Origin of the sequence: Pseudoalteromonas luteoviolacea CPMOR-1 (genome assembly GCF_001625685.1) — a bacterium.
Lineage (GTDB): Bacteria > Pseudomonadota > Gammaproteobacteria > Enterobacterales > Alteromonadaceae > Pseudoalteromonas > Pseudoalteromonas luteoviolacea_K.
Map to the genome: position 1 here is coordinate 145,100 of NZ_AUYC01000018.1, position 18,019 is coordinate 163,118.

General features: G+C 40.9%; 16 protein-coding genes. 5 read left to right on the forward strand and 11 right to left on the reverse strand.

The annotated features are described in order from the left end of the window. Positions 1-427: 427 nt before the first annotated feature. Positions 428-1,009 (forward strand): hypothetical protein, encoded by a 582-nt coding sequence (locus N473_RS06735; RefSeq protein WP_155735540.1) that lies wholly within the window; start codon positions 428-430, stop codon positions 1,007-1,009. Positions 1,010-1,626: 617 nt separating this feature from the next. Here N473_RS06735 and N473_RS06740 read toward each other — a convergent pair. The 4 genes from N473_RS06740 to N473_RS06755 form a co-directional block, all read right to left on the reverse strand. Continuing rightward, positions 1,627-2,529 carry a hypothetical protein gene (locus N473_RS06740; protein WP_063367237.1) on the reverse strand — a complete coding sequence of 301 codons (903 nt, stop codon included), beginning with the start codon at positions 2,527-2,529 and terminating at the stop codon, positions 1,627-1,629. Between the two features lie 352 nt (positions 2,530-2,881). Beyond that, positions 2,882-3,412: a hypothetical protein gene (locus N473_RS06745; RefSeq protein ID WP_063367238.1), complete on the reverse strand. Its 531-nt coding sequence runs from the start codon at positions 3,410-3,412 to the stop codon at positions 2,882-2,884. A gap of 9 nt (positions 3,413-3,421) precedes the next feature. After that, positions 3,422-5,488 carry an LruC domain-containing protein gene (locus tag N473_RS06750; RefSeq protein WP_063367239.1) on the reverse strand — a complete coding sequence of 689 codons (2,067 nt, stop codon included), beginning with the start codon at positions 5,486-5,488 and terminating at the stop codon, positions 3,422-3,424. A 280-nt stretch (positions 5,489-5,768) separates the two neighbouring features. Further along, on the reverse strand, positions 5,769-8,027 hold the full coding sequence (locus N473_RS06755) for a serine protease (protein WP_196766372.1): 2,259 nt from the start codon (positions 8,025-8,027) through the stop codon (positions 5,769-5,771). A gap of 730 nt (positions 8,028-8,757) precedes the next feature. On the opposite strand from N473_RS06755, the gene N473_RS06760 reads away from it, so the two are divergent. Continuing rightward, positions 8,758-9,150, forward strand: a complete 393-nt coding sequence (locus tag N473_RS06760; RefSeq protein ID WP_063367241.1) for a hypothetical protein — start codon at positions 8,758-8,760, stop codon at positions 9,148-9,150. A 62-nt stretch (positions 9,151-9,212) separates the two neighbouring features. On the opposite strand, the gene zigA is transcribed toward N473_RS06760, so the two are convergent. Further along, positions 9,213-10,421 (reverse strand): zinc metallochaperone GTPase ZigA, encoded by a 1,209-nt coding sequence (zigA, locus tag N473_RS06765; RefSeq protein ID WP_063367242.1) that lies wholly within the window; start codon positions 10,419-10,421, stop codon positions 9,213-9,215. A gap of 44 nt (positions 10,422-10,465) precedes the next feature. Continuing rightward, positions 10,466-10,876, reverse strand: a complete 411-nt coding sequence (locus tag N473_RS06770; RefSeq protein ID WP_039609386.1) for a TraR/DksA family transcriptional regulator — start codon at positions 10,874-10,876, stop codon at positions 10,466-10,468. 205 nt (positions 10,877-11,081) lie between these two features. Between N473_RS06770 and N473_RS06775 the strand changes: the two genes are divergently transcribed. Genes N473_RS06775 through N473_RS06785 form a run of 3 tightly spaced genes read left to right on the forward strand, consistent with a single transcriptional unit; the run spans position 11,082 to position 14,052 of the window. Next, positions 11,082-12,203: an NAD(P)/FAD-dependent oxidoreductase gene (locus N473_RS06775; RefSeq protein WP_063367243.1), complete on the forward strand. Its 1,122-nt coding sequence runs from the start codon at positions 11,082-11,084 to the stop codon at positions 12,201-12,203. Beyond that, a complete protein-coding gene (locus N473_RS06780) occupies positions 12,203-13,888 on the forward strand; it encodes a nucleoside recognition domain-containing protein (protein WP_063367244.1) in 1,686 nt (561 codons plus the stop codon). Before N473_RS06775 ends, N473_RS06780 begins: the two co-directional genes overlap by 1 nt. Next, on the forward strand, positions 13,885-14,052 hold the full coding sequence (locus N473_RS06785; protein WP_155735541.1) for a hypothetical protein: 168 nt from the start codon (positions 13,885-13,887) through the stop codon (positions 14,050-14,052). Before N473_RS06780 ends, N473_RS06785 begins: the two co-directional genes overlap by 4 nt. A gap of 861 nt (positions 14,053-14,913) precedes the next feature. Here N473_RS06785 and N473_RS26840 read toward each other — a convergent pair. From N473_RS26840 to N473_RS06805, 5 genes are all read right to left on the reverse strand, one after another. Continuing rightward, positions 14,914-15,042: a hypothetical protein gene (locus N473_RS26840; RefSeq protein WP_269202332.1), complete on the reverse strand. Its 129-nt coding sequence runs from the start codon at positions 15,040-15,042 to the stop codon at positions 14,914-14,916. Continuing rightward, on the reverse strand, positions 15,026-15,556 hold the full coding sequence (locus N473_RS06790) for a hypothetical protein (protein WP_063367246.1): 531 nt from the start codon (positions 15,554-15,556) through the stop codon (positions 15,026-15,028). The genes N473_RS26840 and N473_RS06790 overlap by 17 nt, the downstream gene beginning before the upstream one ends. Positions 15,557-15,564: 8 nt before the next feature. Next, a complete protein-coding gene (locus tag N473_RS06795; protein WP_231099533.1) occupies positions 15,565-15,846 on the reverse strand; it encodes a helix-turn-helix transcriptional regulator in 282 nt (93 codons plus the stop codon). 219 nt (positions 15,847-16,065) lie between these two features. Then, positions 16,066-16,818, reverse strand: coding sequence for a LytR/AlgR family response regulator transcription factor (locus tag N473_RS06800; RefSeq protein ID WP_063367247.1), 753 nt, complete (start codon positions 16,816-16,818; stop codon positions 16,066-16,068). A 2-nt stretch (positions 16,819-16,820) separates the two neighbouring features. Continuing rightward, positions 16,821-17,861, reverse strand: a complete 1,041-nt coding sequence (locus N473_RS06805) for a sensor histidine kinase (protein WP_063367248.1) — start codon at positions 17,859-17,861, stop codon at positions 16,821-16,823. Positions 17,862-18,019: the final 158 nt, after the last annotated feature.

Below are 18,019 nucleotides of genomic sequence, written 5' to 3' on the forward strand. Positions count from 1 at the left end.
TAGGCTATTACTTTTTGCCATTAAAATATGGAAATGATTTAAAAAGTAAAATGTTTTTTTCTTTAAGTAAATTGATGTGTTTTTAGCTCTCTATAAATAGTTTTCCTTTCAAATAACACATAATAACTTTGCCTTTCGGGTTATCACAAGGTTGCTAAGAAGGGTTAATATTTAATTTTTTTGTGGCGCCGCCTATTTTAAAATAGTGATAAATCTATATTTCTTCTTAATAACGGTAATAAAGGTTTATATCAAGGCCATAATTCATTGCTTAATGAATGAGTGAATTAGGTTGAATTGTTGAAATTTTATGCATAAAAACTTATGCTTCACTCTGTAATAATCGAATATGGCATATGTTCAATAGGAAGCTTAACTCTCTCTTAGATTGAGCCAAGTGTCTAAGCTTGCAAATGGAGTACTTTTTGTGAAAAAAATTAGTTTGATGGCCGCAGTTACATTGCTGTCTGGCTGTGCAGTAAACCCTTATCTTCAGCCAATGGTTGATGGTCCAAGTGCCAAGCTGCGTTTAGCATCTGTGCCAAGTAATAATAACTTTGTTGCAGTTCCTTTGTCAGAAAGTTGTATTTCAACAGAGTTTAAACATGGTGGGCATATAGCGACACTGGGTGTTAAAGCTAATTTAGTTCGTAGCTTGAGTCGTTTAGATATGCCTGCATATGACGAAAAACTGGGTGATTCACATCAAAATGAAGTCTATATTCCAGCACAAAAACCTTTTTCATTTCAATTCAATGGTGTAGGGATCTCGGGTTTCACGCCTGGTCAAACTGATTCTGGTGGTGCACTGTATTCTTGGTGTCGAAAAATCATTACTTTCACACCGGCGGAAAATGCAAACTATGAGGCGCTGTACGATTACATTGAGCTGCCAAATGGTAAAGAAACTTGTGGCGTTAAACTTTTTGAAATAGTTGCTGATGGGCAAAGCCAGTACAAGAAAGTAGAAGTAGACAATTACCAAGTGGTAGAAAACTACTGTAAATAATACGCTCTCTGTTATTAAGCCTTGTCGATCTCAAAGGATAAGGCTTCTTCTTGTCTTGCTTTTCTTAAAGCTTACTTTTTCCAGGTGCTGCTATTAGCATAGTTGTAATGTAAGCATTTAAGTCTGTTTCGAGTTTACCTAAAATAGTTTTACCAACCTCAAGCTCTTGGTATTGTGGGTTAACTGCTAAGTCTACTTTCCACGTATAAAAGTGACCGTCATCTACAGCTATAACGACTCCAATTCATTTTCCCTCTTGATATGCAAAGTATTTAAATGAGCTGGTATTGAATGCCTGTAGAAGTTGTTCTGGGTGTCGCTCTGTCCAGCGGGTTGATTAAAAAAATTCGCTAACTTGCCAATCAACATTATTAGTAGAGTTTTCATATCGAACTTTTATAATTTGTGCATTATGGTACTGTTTCTTCTGTACCTAATGTTATAAATAACTCTTTATAAATGCTGTTTATATTACTTATTATGAGAATTCGGGGGGTAACATCTTGTTAGTTAAGCTAAGAAGCGCATTAAGGTTTCACTAATGCGCTGTAAGAAAAGTATCTATTTAACGACGCTAGAAAATATATAGTTAATGAATCAAAAAGCGTAAAAATGTATTAGTAACACTCAATTTCAACAGTGTTCCAAGGATTTGGGCTGCCATCTGCATATTTATTACAGATACCTTTTGCAAATAAGTTCTCTAAGTGAAACCCAAAGCTAGTAAAATCAACAAGGTTGCCGAAGAAAGGGAAATTACCGTAAAAGTGTAATTCCATTAGCATATGATCTAGGTTGTAATTTGTTTGGTCTGCAATAAATTTTTGGTCGATTTCTTGTAAATTGATGACTTGAAAATCTGGGAACCCCGGCACGACAACATGTAAGTATTCTTCGTCGTATTTACCATCAAAAAACTTAACTATTTGCATCATTTCAGAGGCCGATAGCTGCGTCATGGCCAGTTTATAATCTGTCACAACCAAGACTTCTTGTGCGAGATTACGGTTGACGATTATTTTTCCAGGTAATATATCATGAAGAGCACGCATGACAGCTTGTTCATTGTCATTGACGTTTTGCGCTAATGCATAATTTGGAAACCTAGAGTTTGTAAATCGTTCATAGGATTCTTTTACCATCCCGATAAAGAATTTAACAGTTTGTTGTCGAGCGATTATATGTGCCTGTTCTTCAGTTACTTCTCTGGACATAAGTAGTGTGGCTTTTTTACCAGAATAGTAACTGACTAGGCTTTGAGTTACAGAATAGACGGCAGTGTTTGATGAGTTTTTAGGATTGCCTCCTTGATGTATTTTTGTGCCATCTGCGTAGTCAAATATTGTACTTAAATCAAAGCGTCCGTTTTCTTCATTTTCACGTGTACGAGAGTTCCACTGAAAAAGGTCATGCGATGCTAGACCCATAACGCCAATATCTGCAACTCGTATGGGCTGTTTCGCAAATGCTGGTAAAGTGAAAAGTAATAGTAATAGTGATAACACATAGATTAATTTCATTTTAGTAATTATCCTTTTTGGTAATGAGAATCGTTATTATATTCTGGTTGGTAATGAATGTAATCTGTTTTTGTGAATAAGGTGTGAATTTTGTGATTTTGTTGTTGTGGTGGATGAATGTTAGAACGAATCTTAAAAACACTTGTTGTAAAATAAAAGTAGGGAGCAATTGGAGTTGAATTATTAAAGTGGAGCTGAGGATATTTGGAGTTTTTAATTCCTATGTTTAGTTTGTATAGCTAGAGAATTAAGAGGTGTCGATTTAATGGTAAACCCTTGGCTATTTTAAGATTAAAGTGCATTGTTAGAATAAAAAAAGGAGCATGATGTTTACATGCTCCTGTGGTGTTTGTTAGTTAATGCTCCAAACTTGTTGTTCTTGGCTTGCATCTATCTCCCAGTTGTATACTAGTGGCTCTTTCGTTGTGCTGTAGAACCAAATTTCCGCTTTGAGTTTCTGATCTGCATGAGGTAACTGGATTTGTGTTGTGAAACCGTTACTGTCCAGTGGTGCTCTCAAAAAGCAGTTACTAGTATTTGTTATGCTCTCACCTTGCTTGCAAATGTTTACGAAAGCACGTTCACTTACTAGGTTCTGACCAAATGTAACCTCTACAGCGACATTACTTCTAAAATCGAAAGTGACATCAACATCCATGCTATCCATTCCTCCACCTTGTGGCTGTGTTGCTGCCGTGTCATCTGCGTCAGTCGTGTCTTGTGGCACCGCATCTGGTGTGCTAGAACTTGCTGATGCTGGTGCAGCGGCCGTGCTATTGCTTGACGTTGTTGTCGTCGGGTTACTTTGACCTTCAGAGCCACCTGAACCGCCGCCACATGCTGTAAGTACTAATGTCATTAGAGTGATAATTAACTTGTTCATGGTCTGCTCCTAGTTTTGTGATGCGCTGCTGATGGTGTATTGGTAATTTGCGACAGGATTTTCAAACCAAGTCACGTTGCTCTGGCCAGCTGATGATGCGAACTCTACAAATTGCGGGTATGCAATGGACATCTCAACGCGCTCTTTTGGATGCTGCCAATCGGTATCGATGATCAGTGCCCAAGGTAACCCAGTGCCAGTTTGAAAGTACCCATTTGTAGATGATGTATCGTCACCTTGGTCAAGATAGCTACTGTCAAATGCTTCTGTTGGCGCTTGGTTTTTCAAGTGTACTTCCCAGCCGCGACCATTATTGCTGTCAACATATGGGCCGTGGTAATGACCGTCTACTGCGAAAATGAATGGGTCTAATTTGTCTAGTGTCGCTACATTGGCGCTGTAAGTGGTCGACAATGGTAGAGTTAGCTCAAACGGAATCGGTGCGCGTTGAATATCACTACAGCCTTCTTCTGTTCGGAAGAATTTACAGCCTTCTTGTGTCGGCACCATTTCTCTGGTGTCAGAAAAAATGACGGCGATCGCTTCATTTCTATTCGCTTCAAGCGGACTAGTTTGAGACTCCACGCCATCAACGGTTAACTTAATTTGTGCTTCATTGACATGATTTCGAGCTATTTCTTTAAAGCGCAGCGCAAATGCATTGTGGTAGCCGGCACCTACGGCAACTAATGCACCTTCTACTTTGTATTGAACGACTTGATTACCAATCTGGCCTGTTGTTGCGCGGTACCTGACGACCACATCATTGAAATCATAATCGCCTTTTTGTGGCCATAAGTCTTCAAACGCGGCGGTTTGCCAAGCGGTTGATGACTCGATTAAGCTGCTGGCAACCACTGACACTGAGATATCTTCTACTTCACCGGTATCCACCCCGCCTGTTGGCGCAATATCTTGGTTGTTTGATACTCTAAAGCGTGCCCAAGTGTTACCTTCAAGTGCGTCAACTGGCACAGGTATTAACACCCGGTTTTCGCCAGCTACACCTGAAAGTTCGCTAATGATGCGTTCGGATGATTGGAATTCACCATCTTGGTTCCAGTCTACCCAAGCGTTAACGTAGCCGTTAGTAGAGAGTGTAAATGAGATGAGTGCATCATATCCTGTTTCAATGCTTGTAACGAAGCTGACGCCATCGTCATCATCTTGCGCTTGTGGTAAATGCTCTGCGCTTACGCCATCGCCAAAGTATAGATCTCCTACAACGTGGCGAGCGCCATTTTCAGCTAAAGACGTGCCGTAGCTTTCAGGTGCATCGCCATAGTCCATGGTGGGATCTTCACTTTCATCAATAATCGGGGCGGTTGCGCAGCGTGCGCCATCATTAGAACCTGAACTTGGGCCGTAGGCAAATAGCTGTGTGTCTGCTGGGTCATCTATGTTTACTTGATAAATATGACCATCTTGGTTACGACTGATATAAAAGTTGTTATCGATATCGAAATATACAGCACCAAAAGTACCCGACTGGCCGACGTTACCAAGCATAGTACTTTCACCTGTGTTGGCATTAATACGATGTAAATTACCGTTGCTATCTACACTATAAGCCATGCCAGTTTCGCCATTGGGGGCAAACGCCATATCAAAAATATTTAGGTTAAGATCACCCCCGTTGATGACACGCGTTGCTTGCAAATAGTCGTTGCTTGTTTCATCCAGCGAGACACGGTATAAACCGTATGAACTGCCTTTTCTGTAAACATAATACGCATTTTCGTGGATAGCGACATCGCCAACGTAGAAGTTGGTGTCAGGGAAGCCGATAGTATTTAATGGTTCTAATGTATAGTCTTTACCAACACGACCGATGTCTTTGCGGCTGTAATCCCAACCATAGAGGTAACGGTCGTGGAGACTGAATCCAAACCCATTAAGCTTGTTGTTGGTACCAACGTTTTGAGCGAACTCTGTGAATGCGCCAGACACTAAATTTACGCCGTATATGGATGCTGTATTTCCTTGCACTAAAAATGCTTTAGAAGGGCAAGTATCGAACGGTGCTGCATTCACGCCTGCAGACAAAAGGCACAAGCTTAATAGTTTGTATTTCATGACATTCTCCAAGATGCAATTTTTGCTGATTTAACTGATTGCAATCGCGGTGCCAATTTTAAGTTATTAATATTATTGTGATTTTTTATTTTATGTTTTACAGGTTTTCAAAATGCAAAGCCATATCGAAATCAAAATCTCATTTTAGGAATGAAAAAGTCCATAGGTCATGGCGCTAAATTGAGCATGAATGTGGGGAAAGGGAGGTGCTCTATCAATTGGTCGAACCGAATAAATGAGTAAAAGCCGACATAGAATGAAGGCTTTTACTTAAACCGCGTTAATTTAACTTGTTAAGTTGAAAGCGTCTTAGTCGAATCAGCAGGGCCAATACACCTATGCTGAGGAGGCCGAATGAACCGCTACTGCCTGAGTCATTATTTGGCCTGGACGCAGGGGCCGCAACGTTTATGTTTATTTCATGTGAGGCTGTGAGGCCAAATGAGTCAGTCACAGTCAGTGCAAAAGTTAGCGTCTCATTATGTGTTACTTGCGGGGCTGTAAACTTCAATTGCTGGGTATTTTGAGGGAGTGTGATTTGCGTCCCCGCAGTTTGCTTCCATGTATAAGTCATTTTGTCATTATCAGGGTCTGAAGACGTTGATGTAATAACGACTTCTTTGCCAATAGATACTGTTTGTGTATCGCTCGCTAAAGTGACTTCAGGTGCTTTGTTTGCGCGTATGCGCACCTTCACTTGTGCTGTGGCCGCCGCTTCATACTCATCCGTGACTGTTACTTGATAGGTTTTCACTGTATCTACAGCTACTTTTTCGGCACTGAGTTGTAAGGTGTCTTCTGTGCCGATGATGTCATCAGGCGAACTTAGTTCACGCCATTGATAGGTCAAGTTATCACCGTCTGGATCAGTGGATTGGGTGGCGTCTAATGTAAAGTCTAGCTCACTGCGTATTTCAACATCTGAATGTGCAACAACCGCTTTGGGTACTTCATTTACAAAGGTGGTCGAAAAGTTATAAATAGTGACATTATCACTCCCTTCGGAGTTGTTGTACCCTTTGTTGTATAAGATCGCAATTTGATTTGGACCTGCTTCCAATTCAATGTGAATATTTGTCTTGGTTTCTTGGAGACCACTGTCTCTAAGTAGCTGCTTGCCATTGTGGAAAATATCGACATAGTCTTCATATTTTTCACTGGAAATAAGATAGTCAAAACTCACCGCGCTGATATGCACATTATCAATGTCAGCAGTTATGTAGGTTTTTTGCCACGCGAGTTTATGATCAGGGTCGTCTGAATTATCTATCATATCTCCACTAACTAGGACCTTTTCTCCGTCGTCAGTGGTTGCTGTATACCAGTTTGCCTCTCCGCCTGTTAACCATTTTATGTGTGTTGGACTCGATAAGTGCTGATTAACATCTTCTTCGATTTCGCGGGTTTTGTAATAGTGTAAATGCTCATAATAGCGAGCTTCTACCGGTGAGTTTATGTCCACATATACTTTGTAATAGCTATGATGATGTTGTTCTGGTAACTGAGCGCTAAATTGACATGTTTGTTGAGGTGCAAGGGGAGTGGTTGTACAGGTTTGTTCGACAAGCGCTACATTAGATGGATTGGGGTGTATGTAGTCGGGATCTGCGCTATCAGCAAATTTGACATTGGTAATGTTAACGGGTGTGTTTAGGGTATTGGTGAATGCGCCTGTTAAAATAGTTGGTGCTTCTTCTTGAATGAAGGCATGTTGCGTTTCAGTGTCAAAACCAAATTCAATTGTCCGTCCAAACAGCCAATCAGATAAATTTGCTACATCGGCAAATACCCCCGGCTTATTTGGCGCACCGCAGCGAAAACCCCAGCTTACGACGCCAACCTGAACCCATTCATTTTCTTTTTTGACGATAAGTGGGCCACCGCTATCTCCGTTGCATGGGCTTTTGTCTCCGGCTTCAACACCTGCACACATCATGGAAGCTGTGATGTCACCGTCATAATGATCTACATCATTACAAATGTCGTTAGGGATATATTGCAAATCGACTTCTTGAAGCTTGCTTGGCAGACTGCCGTTATAATTTAAGCGGCCCCATCCCATTACTTTGAGCGTTTCGCCCGCCACTAGGTTATTACGCACTGCTGGGTTCGCCAGTTTTATTGGTGTGATGTTTTCAACTGGGCGATCTAGCTCCAAAATAGCAATGTCATATGCCCTTTCATCGGTAAAAATCCAATCGTAGTCGTCGTGCATGAATTGACGCAACACGTGATAGGTTTGCCATTGTGTTGGCTCACTCAGGTCATGTCCTCCAAACTTCACAGTGAAGGACTCAATGTAACCATTCCTCACGCAGTGGGCTGCGGTAAGCACTTTGTTGTCGCCAATAAATGTGACCCCGCAGCTGTGCACGCCATTTTTTTGTAAACTGCCAATAAATGGGTAATTAAAGGGGGTTGTTTCATTACCACCAACTATATAGGGAGTCACTTCTGACGAAGGCGGGAGTGTGTTAGGGGCTTTTAATGGAGTATTTTGTTCAATCGCAATACCAATCGCTGGAATAGTTATGGTCACGATAAGAAGCAATCCTTTCAACTTAGCGAGCATTGTCAGTCCTATTTTCTGGTTAAATTATTTACATAAGAAAACTCATAGAATATGAGCTACATCAGAACAATATTGTTTAAAAATGTATTCTTTTGTGTGTTTTTTGATCTCGCCTATTTTAATATTTAATTCCCAATAATCGAAGTGATAATTTTAAATATTTATAACTATGAATATACTAATGGTAAGTGGTGCCATAAATAATATGTAAATATGAATTATATCATTAGTATCAGCAGTGAAATGATATAACTAAAAACACCGCTGTTGTGTTTAGCATTCACTATAAAGCTGATTTTTTAGATTGAGATAACCCAAAAACATCTGTGATCGTTACGGTAAGCATCCAACTCTTGGTTTGAATCACCTCTAGGGCAGTAAAACCCAACTGTTCGGTTTTATCAGGCACTGAGGTTGTAGTCCCCAACGTTTGCGCCCAATTGCGGGTGAGAGTGTCGCCATCGGGATCCCCTGCGTCAGCGCCGAAAAAGAGGACGTTTCCTGAAAAAACCGCTTTATATTTGACATGACCTATGTGAGTTTTGGCATGTTGCTATTAATAGTTTGCACTAAAGTTGTGTGAATGACGTTGTTAAAAGTAATGACTGTTGCACTGCGCTAAATTGTTATGACAAACGTAAAAAAGTAGATTAAGGTTATTGTCAGTGTGATTTTGGACAAAAAGGACAGGTGAATAATGAAATTTGAGCAACTATTAAGTCATTTTGATACGGGCATTTGTATTGATCAATTACAAAAAGAGTCGCTATTAGACCTCGCCTTATTGTTTATCGGTGTAGATGGCAAAATAGACGACAGCGAAAAGCGTGTTGTGTATGAATGGGCTAACCAACTTCAGTGGAATTCGACAATTGCATTGGAAGACTATTTTGAAGACAGTTTGAGTAAATCGGTGTTAGCGGTACAGCAAAATGACATTGAGTCGTTTATTCAACATCGAATGCACCATGTTGTTGATGAACCTATGCGAAAATTTGTCAAAGAGCTCGTCATTAAAGTTATCGAGGCTGACGGTGTCGTGGATGACGCCGAAAAACGTGCCCTTGCAGTGTTAGAGGCTGAGCTTTGATAGGCCGATAAGGTAAAGTTGAGGCAGCGTTTTTGGTTGAGCTGCCTCTATACATGCGACGTCTACCTTGTTTCCCACTCAGGGAATGGATCAGGCAGCGTACTCCAAAGCTGCATACCAAGTGCCATTTCTTCTTCAGTTAACAAACACGCATTCAGTGCGTCGATAATTGCTTGTTTATCGAGCTTTTGCCCAATAAATACCAGCTCTTGACGCATGTCGCCGTAGGGTTCTTCCCACATCTCTTGTATTGCATCAATGTATTCTGGATCGGTCGGCCACTGTTCTTGAGGGACGGCTTTCCAAAATAAGCCTGCCACGCCATATTGCGCCATGCCACCTGCTTGATTCCAGCTACCAGCAAACTGGGGACGCGATGCAAGCCAAAAAAAGCCTTTAGAGCGGATGAGCTTACCTTTTTTATCTTTGCTGTGCAGAAAATCATAAAATCGTTGTGGGTGAAAGGGTTTGCGTGCGGCATACACAAAGCTGCTGATACCAAATTCTTCCGTTTCTGGTACATGCTCACCACGTAGCTCTTTTAACCAGCCCGGTGAAAGCTGCGCTTTTTCAAAACTGAACTTGCCTGTTGCAAGGATCTGTTTGAGCGGCACTTGGCCGTTTAATACAGGAATTTGCATGGCTTCGGTATTAAGTGTGCTTAAGATGCTCTGAAGACGACGCAGCTCTGTCTCAGAAACCAGATCGGTCTTGCTGATCACAATGACATCAGCAAACTCTATTTGGTCAACTAATAAATCAGCTACATTACGGTGGTCGTCTTCACCTAAGCTCTCTCCTACTTCTTGTAAGTTACGGGCTTGGTCGTAATCTTTTAAAAAGTTAAGTGCATCGACAACCGTCACCATGGTATCTAATGTGGCGACATTAGATAAGCTTTGGCCGTTTTCATCGGTAAAGGTGAAGGTTTCAGCCACAGGGAGAGGCTCAGATATGCCTGTGGATTCAATAACGAGGTAATCGTATTTCCCTTCTTTGGCAAGCAGGGTGATTTCTTCGAGTAAGTCTTCTCGCAGCGTGCAGCAGATACAGCCATTGCTCATTTCTACGAGCTTTTCTTCTGCACGATTGACGCCGATTTCATTTTTAACGGTAGCGGCATCGATATTAATTTCGCTCATATCATTCACAATAACCGCTATTTTCAGTCCATCTCGGTTATTGAGTATGTGATTTAAGAGGGTGGTTTTCCCCGCTCCAAGAAAACTGGAAAGTACTGTAACAGGTAATTTTGACGGTGTATGTAACATAACTTGCTACCTTATTGTTACTAGGAAAAGGATGAAAGTGTCTATTAAGACCGAATTAAATGTTCCTTCATCTCTTGGCATGCTTTGACGTCAATGCAGTATTCTGCTGTCGGTCTTGCCATTAGTCGTTGGACACCGATAGGTTCGCCAGTTTCAAGGCAATATCCATAGGTGCCTAAACGGATCCGCTCAAGGGAGAGTTGAATTTTAGGCAGTAATTTTTGCTCTCTGTCAACAATGCGCATAAGGAGCTCACATTGCTCTTCCCACGAAGCTCTGTCGTTAAAGTCAGGTAGATCCGGTGGGTTAAGCATTTCCTCTTTGGCTTCTTTTATTCGGGCTCGGGTTGTGTCGTGTAACTCAATGAGTAGGTCTTTAAAAAATGCCAATTGCTCGTCATTCATATAGTCTGATTCAGGAGCGTCAATAATTTTTTGTTCAATTGCGGAGGTCATAATTGATATACCACTAATTTTGCTTATTTGTTATGTTATAACATATTTTGGTGATTTCACCATTGGAATTACCGTTGGCCACTGTGTTTAAGGGTACGACCAGCAAGATTAATTCATTAATGCGATGAATTCTCATTTACACTTGTGTATATTGTTGTGTTATATCGTATCAAAATTAAGTTTTAACAGAATAGGTGAACCTCACATGATCAAAACGGAAGTCGTAATCGTTGGTGCAGGTCCTGCGGGGCTTGGGTGTGCAGCTTTATTAAAGCAAATGGGGATTGAAGATCAAGAACTCATGGTGCTTGAACGAGGCGAAGTGGGGGAGAGCTTTTTAAGGTGGCCAGAGAGCATGCGCTTTATTACCCCTTCTTTCCCATGTAACGGGTATCATCAGACAGACTTAAATGCCATCACCCCAGATACTTCCCCTGCATTTAACGCAGGAAAAGAACACTTAAGCGGCAAAGAGTATGCGAAGTATCTAAGCATGGTGGTTAACCATTACAAAATTCCGGTCACAACACAGACTGAGCTACTGGAAGTCTCATCGATAGGACCAAGTGATGGATTTTATTTACGCACAAGTGATTCTGAGATTAAGTGTAAATTTTTAATTTGGGCGGGTGGTGAATTTCAATCTCCGAGTATGAATGCCTTTAGTGGCGCTGAGCTGTGTCAGCACAATACTCATATTCGTGATTGGCAAGCATTAGAGCAGGGCCATTATGTGGTCATTGGCGGTTATGAGAGTGGTGTAGATGCGACATTTAATTTGGCAAAATCAGCAAATAAAGTCACGCTACTTGATTGTAAGCCAAATGACGCCGATACCTACGACCCCAGCCAGGTTTTATCTCCGTATACCATGGAGCGTATGAAGTCGATTGCAGACAATAAAGACATTGACTACGACGGCGAGTTTGAAGTCAGCTCTGTGTACAAAGAGGGCGATGAGTATGTTGTCCAGTCTACCGACGGCAATGAGGTACGTACGCCATTTCCACCGATCAACTGTACTGGCTTTGAGATGGATCTTGGACCTGTGTCTGATTTGTTTGTCTATCAAGACAATGGCTATCCGTGGGTGAGCGCATTTGACGAGTCGACTAAGCGCAGAAATTTATTTTTAGCAGGGCCGAGGCTTTATCATGATCCAACTCTGCTGTGTTTTATCTATAAGTTCAGAGGCCGATTTGCAGCACCGTGCAGGGTCATTGGCTCAGAGTTAGAGCTTGATATGTCGGTGATGAAACACTATCGCCAAGCGGGCATGGTGCTCGAAGATATGGACTGTTGCAAGCAGCAGGAGTGCTTCTGCTAATGACGCAGTTTATTGATGTACAAACCTTTTACCCAGAGCAAAAGCAAAAAAATAATTGGTTATTGATTGGTAAAGAGAGCGTGGGGAAAACCGCATTCACAGAAAATCTAATTGGTAAAAAATCGGGTAAAAGCAACTTTCAAGGCAGCTCTTTATTTTGCAAAGAGTACACGTGGAATGGCCAAACAATCACCGATACGCCTGGTATTCAAACCAGTATGGACAGTGTGGTGACTTCCCAAGTTTTGAGCCGATTAAAAACCAGTGAACATATTATTTTGACGCTCAAGGCATCTGATTTACAAAGTGATTTATCTGACCTGTGGCATCTGGCAAAAGGGCAAACAGGCATCGTGATATTAACATATTGGGATGTGGTCAAAGACAAGGCTGGCGTACAAGAGGAGCTTGCGATACTTAGAGAAAGCACTAATTTGGCTTGGGTAACTGTTGATAACCGACATATTACAGATGAACAGCTGCAAGAAATCGAGCGGGCGTTATCACGTCCATCTCGTTTTCCAAAAAGTCCCCCAACGCTGTCTGCTAATTGGTCGGTAACACCCAAGCTATTGTTTTTCGAAAAAACTGGCTTGGCTCCGCTGTTGTCCTTTTTATTACTGGTGCTGCCCGCTTGGCTGGCCGTGACCAATGCAAATACACTTGCCGATTGGCTATACCCGACGATTGAACGGCCAGTCGACTTAATTAAATCAAAGCTCTCACATTTGCCAGAGCCATTTAATCATATGCTGGTGGGGGATTATGGCTTGGTGTCTATGTTGCCGTTTTTAATCTTGTATGCATTGCCGACGGTGGTCATTTTTTCGATGATTATTTCCTTGTATAAAACCACAGGGCTGATAGATAGGTTGTCTTATCGTTTGGACTCTGTTATGCACAAACTCGGACTAAGTGGTCGTGATTTAGTGCGTGTGATCATGGGGTTTGGCTGCAATGTACCTGCGATAATTCAAACCCGTAATTGCTCTTGCTGTACAAGGGGGAGCTGTGTATCAGCGATATCGTTTGGTTCTGCTTGCTCATATCAATTGCCAGCCACTGTTGCGGTGTTCTCCGCAGCGGGCAAGCCTTATTTAACCTTACCGTATTTGATCATTTTAGCCGTGACTACGTGCATTTATTTGATTGCGACAACCTCTGCGGCACAACGAAAAGCAGCGGCATCTCATAACTTATTGAACCGAGGTTTTTTACAGCCGCCTAATTGGCGTTTTGCAGTCAATGAAATGGTCGATGTACTTAAGTCATTTTTTAAGACCGCATTTCCGCTTTTTGTTGGGATCTGTTTAGCTGCTGGATTTTTAGCGTGGCTTGGCTTTTTCGATGCATTAATTGGCGTGATAGCACCATTGATGAGTGTGGTGAATTTACCAGAGGGCGCGGCAATTGCGGTGATTTTAGGTGCAATTCGTAAAGATGGCTTGGCCATTGGGCTAATTGATAGCAGTACACAAGGGCTAAAAATTGCTGAAATCACAGACGTTCAATTGTTATGTGCGGTGTATTTGGCGGGAGTGATGCTGCCTTGTATCGTGTCGTTACTCACGATTATTCGGGAAATGCAGTGGCGATTTGCATCCAAAATGGTTTTAAGGCAAGTCTCGTGGGCGGTGGTTTTTACTATGTCTCTGTCTTGGGGTATAGGTTGGGTTTTAAGTTGATTGAGTATAATTTTGCTCCTTCGTTTGATTATGCAGCAAGTGGTGTAACCATTAATGGAGTAGCCGTGTATGGCTACTCTGCTGTGGGTGAGCTCGGTGTGCTTATTTATAACCGGCATGTGAATACTGTTAGCTTGTACAAATTAGATAATAGAGGCGTTTAAACGGTCAAATAGATGTACTCGTCAATACTGACTTTAGTCATTGGCTGAGCTTATTACATAATAATGAGGCTTAGTTGCGCCAAGATATAGAGTAGGTATTGCAAGATGGGCAATCAGAGCACGTAAAGGCGTAAACAGCTACAGGAGCTTACTCTTACACATACAAAAATTCAGGCTAATGGTGTATTACTCTGTTGCCAGCTGAATCAATTTCCCGCAAAGATTGCTCAGCTTCACAAAGGAAACCATAGCCGCGCTTATTTCAGACTTGGCTGCGTATTACCCCATAAACAGTTAAGTGTTGTCTCTTTGGTACTGCCAAAGTCGCTTGGCCGAGTTTATACCAGCTTAGTGCAGCCAAAACAGCAGCTGATTGGCGCAGGGAAAAAAGCAGAATTTAAATTATAAGGTGAAAAAATTGCGGGGGCGAATAGCGCTTTTTTGCTCAGGCGGTTAGGTGTGTCGAGTCGTCAGAAGAGTTTTATAGTGGATGAAATATGTAAATATTCATAAGAGTAAGCGCATCAGTGATGGCTTACTCTTTAAGAGAAAAGTTATTTATCTCTCTGACTATTGCTGTATTGGTTTATGCCAAACAGCTCAATTGCTTTGGCTCTAGGTGGAGTGCTAGGAGAACTTCAATGAACTCCGCCATAGATACATTCCAATGCTTTAAGGCTTAACAATTCCATTATTAAATCTTGCCACTTGGTAATTCTAATGCTTGCTTTCTTTCAGGTAAATCAGGGGACTTAGTATGACTGCAGCCACCATAAATAGATTTCAATAACTTAATATGCAAGGTTTTCATTATTTAATTCCTTTCTTTAAAGCGCTTTACCACAAGAGTTAGGTGCTATATTACTCTTGGTGTTTTACTTCAGGCTTACTATTTGGAAGTTCAATAAACTGTGGCCTATGAGGTAGCCCAGGTGCGTCTGCACTACCTCCAATAATGTTCATTAAAAGTTCTTCACTTAGTTGCTTCATAATTACAGTCCCTCGACTTTGATTGCATAGCGTAAGCTATAAAACAAACGCATAAAACAAGTTGGATCAACATAATAATATTGTTTCTAAAGTAGAGCTTGATGTAAGCGTTATCAATCCAATAATGCTTATAAGCAAGTACTTCAAGCCATGTAAATATATTTACTACTGCAGCACCAAGGAATATTAATAGAATCATACATTCTTGGGAAGTTAACGTTTGCTTTTCATAAGCTTGCCTAAAAAAGCTTGCATCAGTCTTATGGTATAGAAACAATGCTAAGTTTCTACGATAAACGATTGGTATTATAAAGGCAACGTTAAGGATTGCTTGGAATATATAATAGTGAACCTTCCATTCAAAACTAATACTCGAAAAAGTTAGGTCGATAGAGATTACCATCAAATACGATATAAAAAACCAAATTGCTATAGGGTTTTTCCAACTGATAAACACTCCAATGATAGCGAATGCAACTAGAGCTTGATCTGCAAGAGGATAAAGTTCAGACATTATTGTAATTACTCCTTTTCTTCTTGAGTGTTATTTGTATTTTGTAATTTCGAAGATTTAAATTCGAATACGCCACTCAAATCCTTACCAAATATTAGAAATAGCTCAAATAGTTGAGTGCATGTCATATCTGTTTTGCCAGACTCATAGTTACTAATAGACGCTTGGTCAACGCCTAGCTTTTTTCCTAATTGCTCTTGTGTCCATTTTCTTTCTTTGCGTAGCTGTCGCATTGAGCGTTGGACGTACGCCCTAAAGTTTTCTGTTTTGATCCTTCTTGTGCTACTCACCACCACACCCTTGTACCTCTTCCTTAATCGATTGTCGTAAATTATCAGTTGATATTTTTATTTGCAACCAAAATTTAACAAAAAGCCTTATAAATTAGCACTTTATAAAAGTATTTATAAAAAGTTTAGGTAAGATAAAGTATAAAAGGTGTGTGAAAAAGCCCTATTTTTAGTGAAAAAATAGTCAAAAGTTGCAGATGTTTGTTTAAAAGTGAAGTGCTATTTATCTCGTTTTCTACTCTGAGCAATATGCGCTTTTAAAGTGCCGACAAAGCTGCGTGAAACAGGAATGTGTGCGTCGGTACTAGCAAGTCGCACAAAGTGCTTTCGATTTTGGTATTTAAGTTCTATGAGCCGTATAGCACTAATGATGTAGCTTCGGTGTAGGCGATAAAATTGCGAACTTGGTAGCTGCGCTTCAAAACTATCGAGAGTGTGTTCAGAGATAATGGTCTCAGTATTATGCGCTTGAGCACCGTGCTTGGTTAAATGCACTCGGCGATATCGACCAATGCTTTCGATAAAGTTGATATGGTCAAATTCAATGACTTTTTGCTCGGCATGATCGCTGAGGATAAGGCGCTCGATGGATTTTTTAGTGTGGTAGCAGCTCTGTTGATGGATAATCTTATTGATACTTTTTGTTACGAGCTCAGGTCTTGCTGGCTTGACCAAATAATCAATGGCTTTGGTATCAAAGGCTTTGAGGGCATAATGCTCGTATGCGGTCATGAAAATTAGCTGATAGTTTACATCTTGGGTGGCTTTGGCAACATCAAAGCCATTTAATTCTGGCATCTCAATATCGAGAAAGACGATATCAGGATGTTTAATCATGATTTGTTCAATGGCAGATTTGCCATCGGCAGCTTCAGCAATAATGTGTAGTTCAGCAAAATTATGGATCACATCTCTCAAATTTCGTCTTGCAGCGGGTTCGTCGTCGACAATGATCACGGTTTTAGTATTCATATTTACTCAATATTATGCGGTAATTTGATAAACGCACTGGTGCCTTCATCGCTGGATTGTAACGCAAATGTGGCTTGGTTTTGATAGTGTAATTTGAGGGTTTCAGTTGTGATGCGCAGCCCTTCACCTTGTACAACAAGACTGTCATTAAATTGAGCGCCAGTATCTTGCACTTCAATCAGCAGCTCAGTGTCTTGTTCTTCAATAATGATACTGATGTGGCCCATTTTTGCGAAGGGTGCAATGCCGTATTTCACAGCGTTTTCAACAATTGGCAATAAGAGTAAAGAGGGGACAGACAACGGTTCCAATGCACTATGGCAATCAATATCAAAGGTGAACCTGTCGGCAAAGCGCTTTTGTTGCAAAACTAAATACAGCTCTACCAGTTTTAGCTCTTGTTCAAGTGGGATAAATTGCTGTTTGGCCTGTTGAATGGTTTGACGTAGTAGGTCGCTCAAGTCGTAAATTAAGGCTTTTGCGTTTTGTGGGTTGTGTGTCACTTCGCTGGCAATGAGGTTCAATGTATTAAACAAAAAATGCGGGTTAGATTGCATTTTCAGCATCTGTAGTTCTGTTTTTTGTGTCTGTAATTGTGATTGAAAGTGATAAGTTTGCTGTTTAAACATGAGCATCACCGCAATGTAAACCAAGGTTTCAAGTAACATAATGACAATCGGTAAAAAAGTCACTTGAGGGGCAGCGCTGTTGATGGGCAAGTTCACAATAGGGCCAATCAGCGCATAGAATATAATGATGACAAACGGTCTAAATAGCCAAACATTATGGCGCAAATTTACAGTAAAAAGCCGCGCTAAAACAGGTTCTAAAATATTAAACAACAGATAACCTGCGCAAAATCCGCTCCAAACCTTGAATGTAGCCTGAGCAAATAAATGCAGTGTGAAGACATCAAGCACAAGTAATACGCTCGACAGCAGCAAGATATTGAACCAAGGCCAAATCAGTAAAAATATCAAAGCTTGCGTTTTTCTTTTGTTATATAGCCCAATTTGATTCGATGGTATATCTAATTTATCCACTTAATATGCCTGCAATTAACGATATGTTGCATGGTACAAGTAAACGCATTTTGATGATACGCCGCGAAAACACCATTGATACAGACTTTTACACCATCTGCACACAACTGACTACGTCACAGCTATTTACGGTGATATTCCTATGTCTCAACACGACA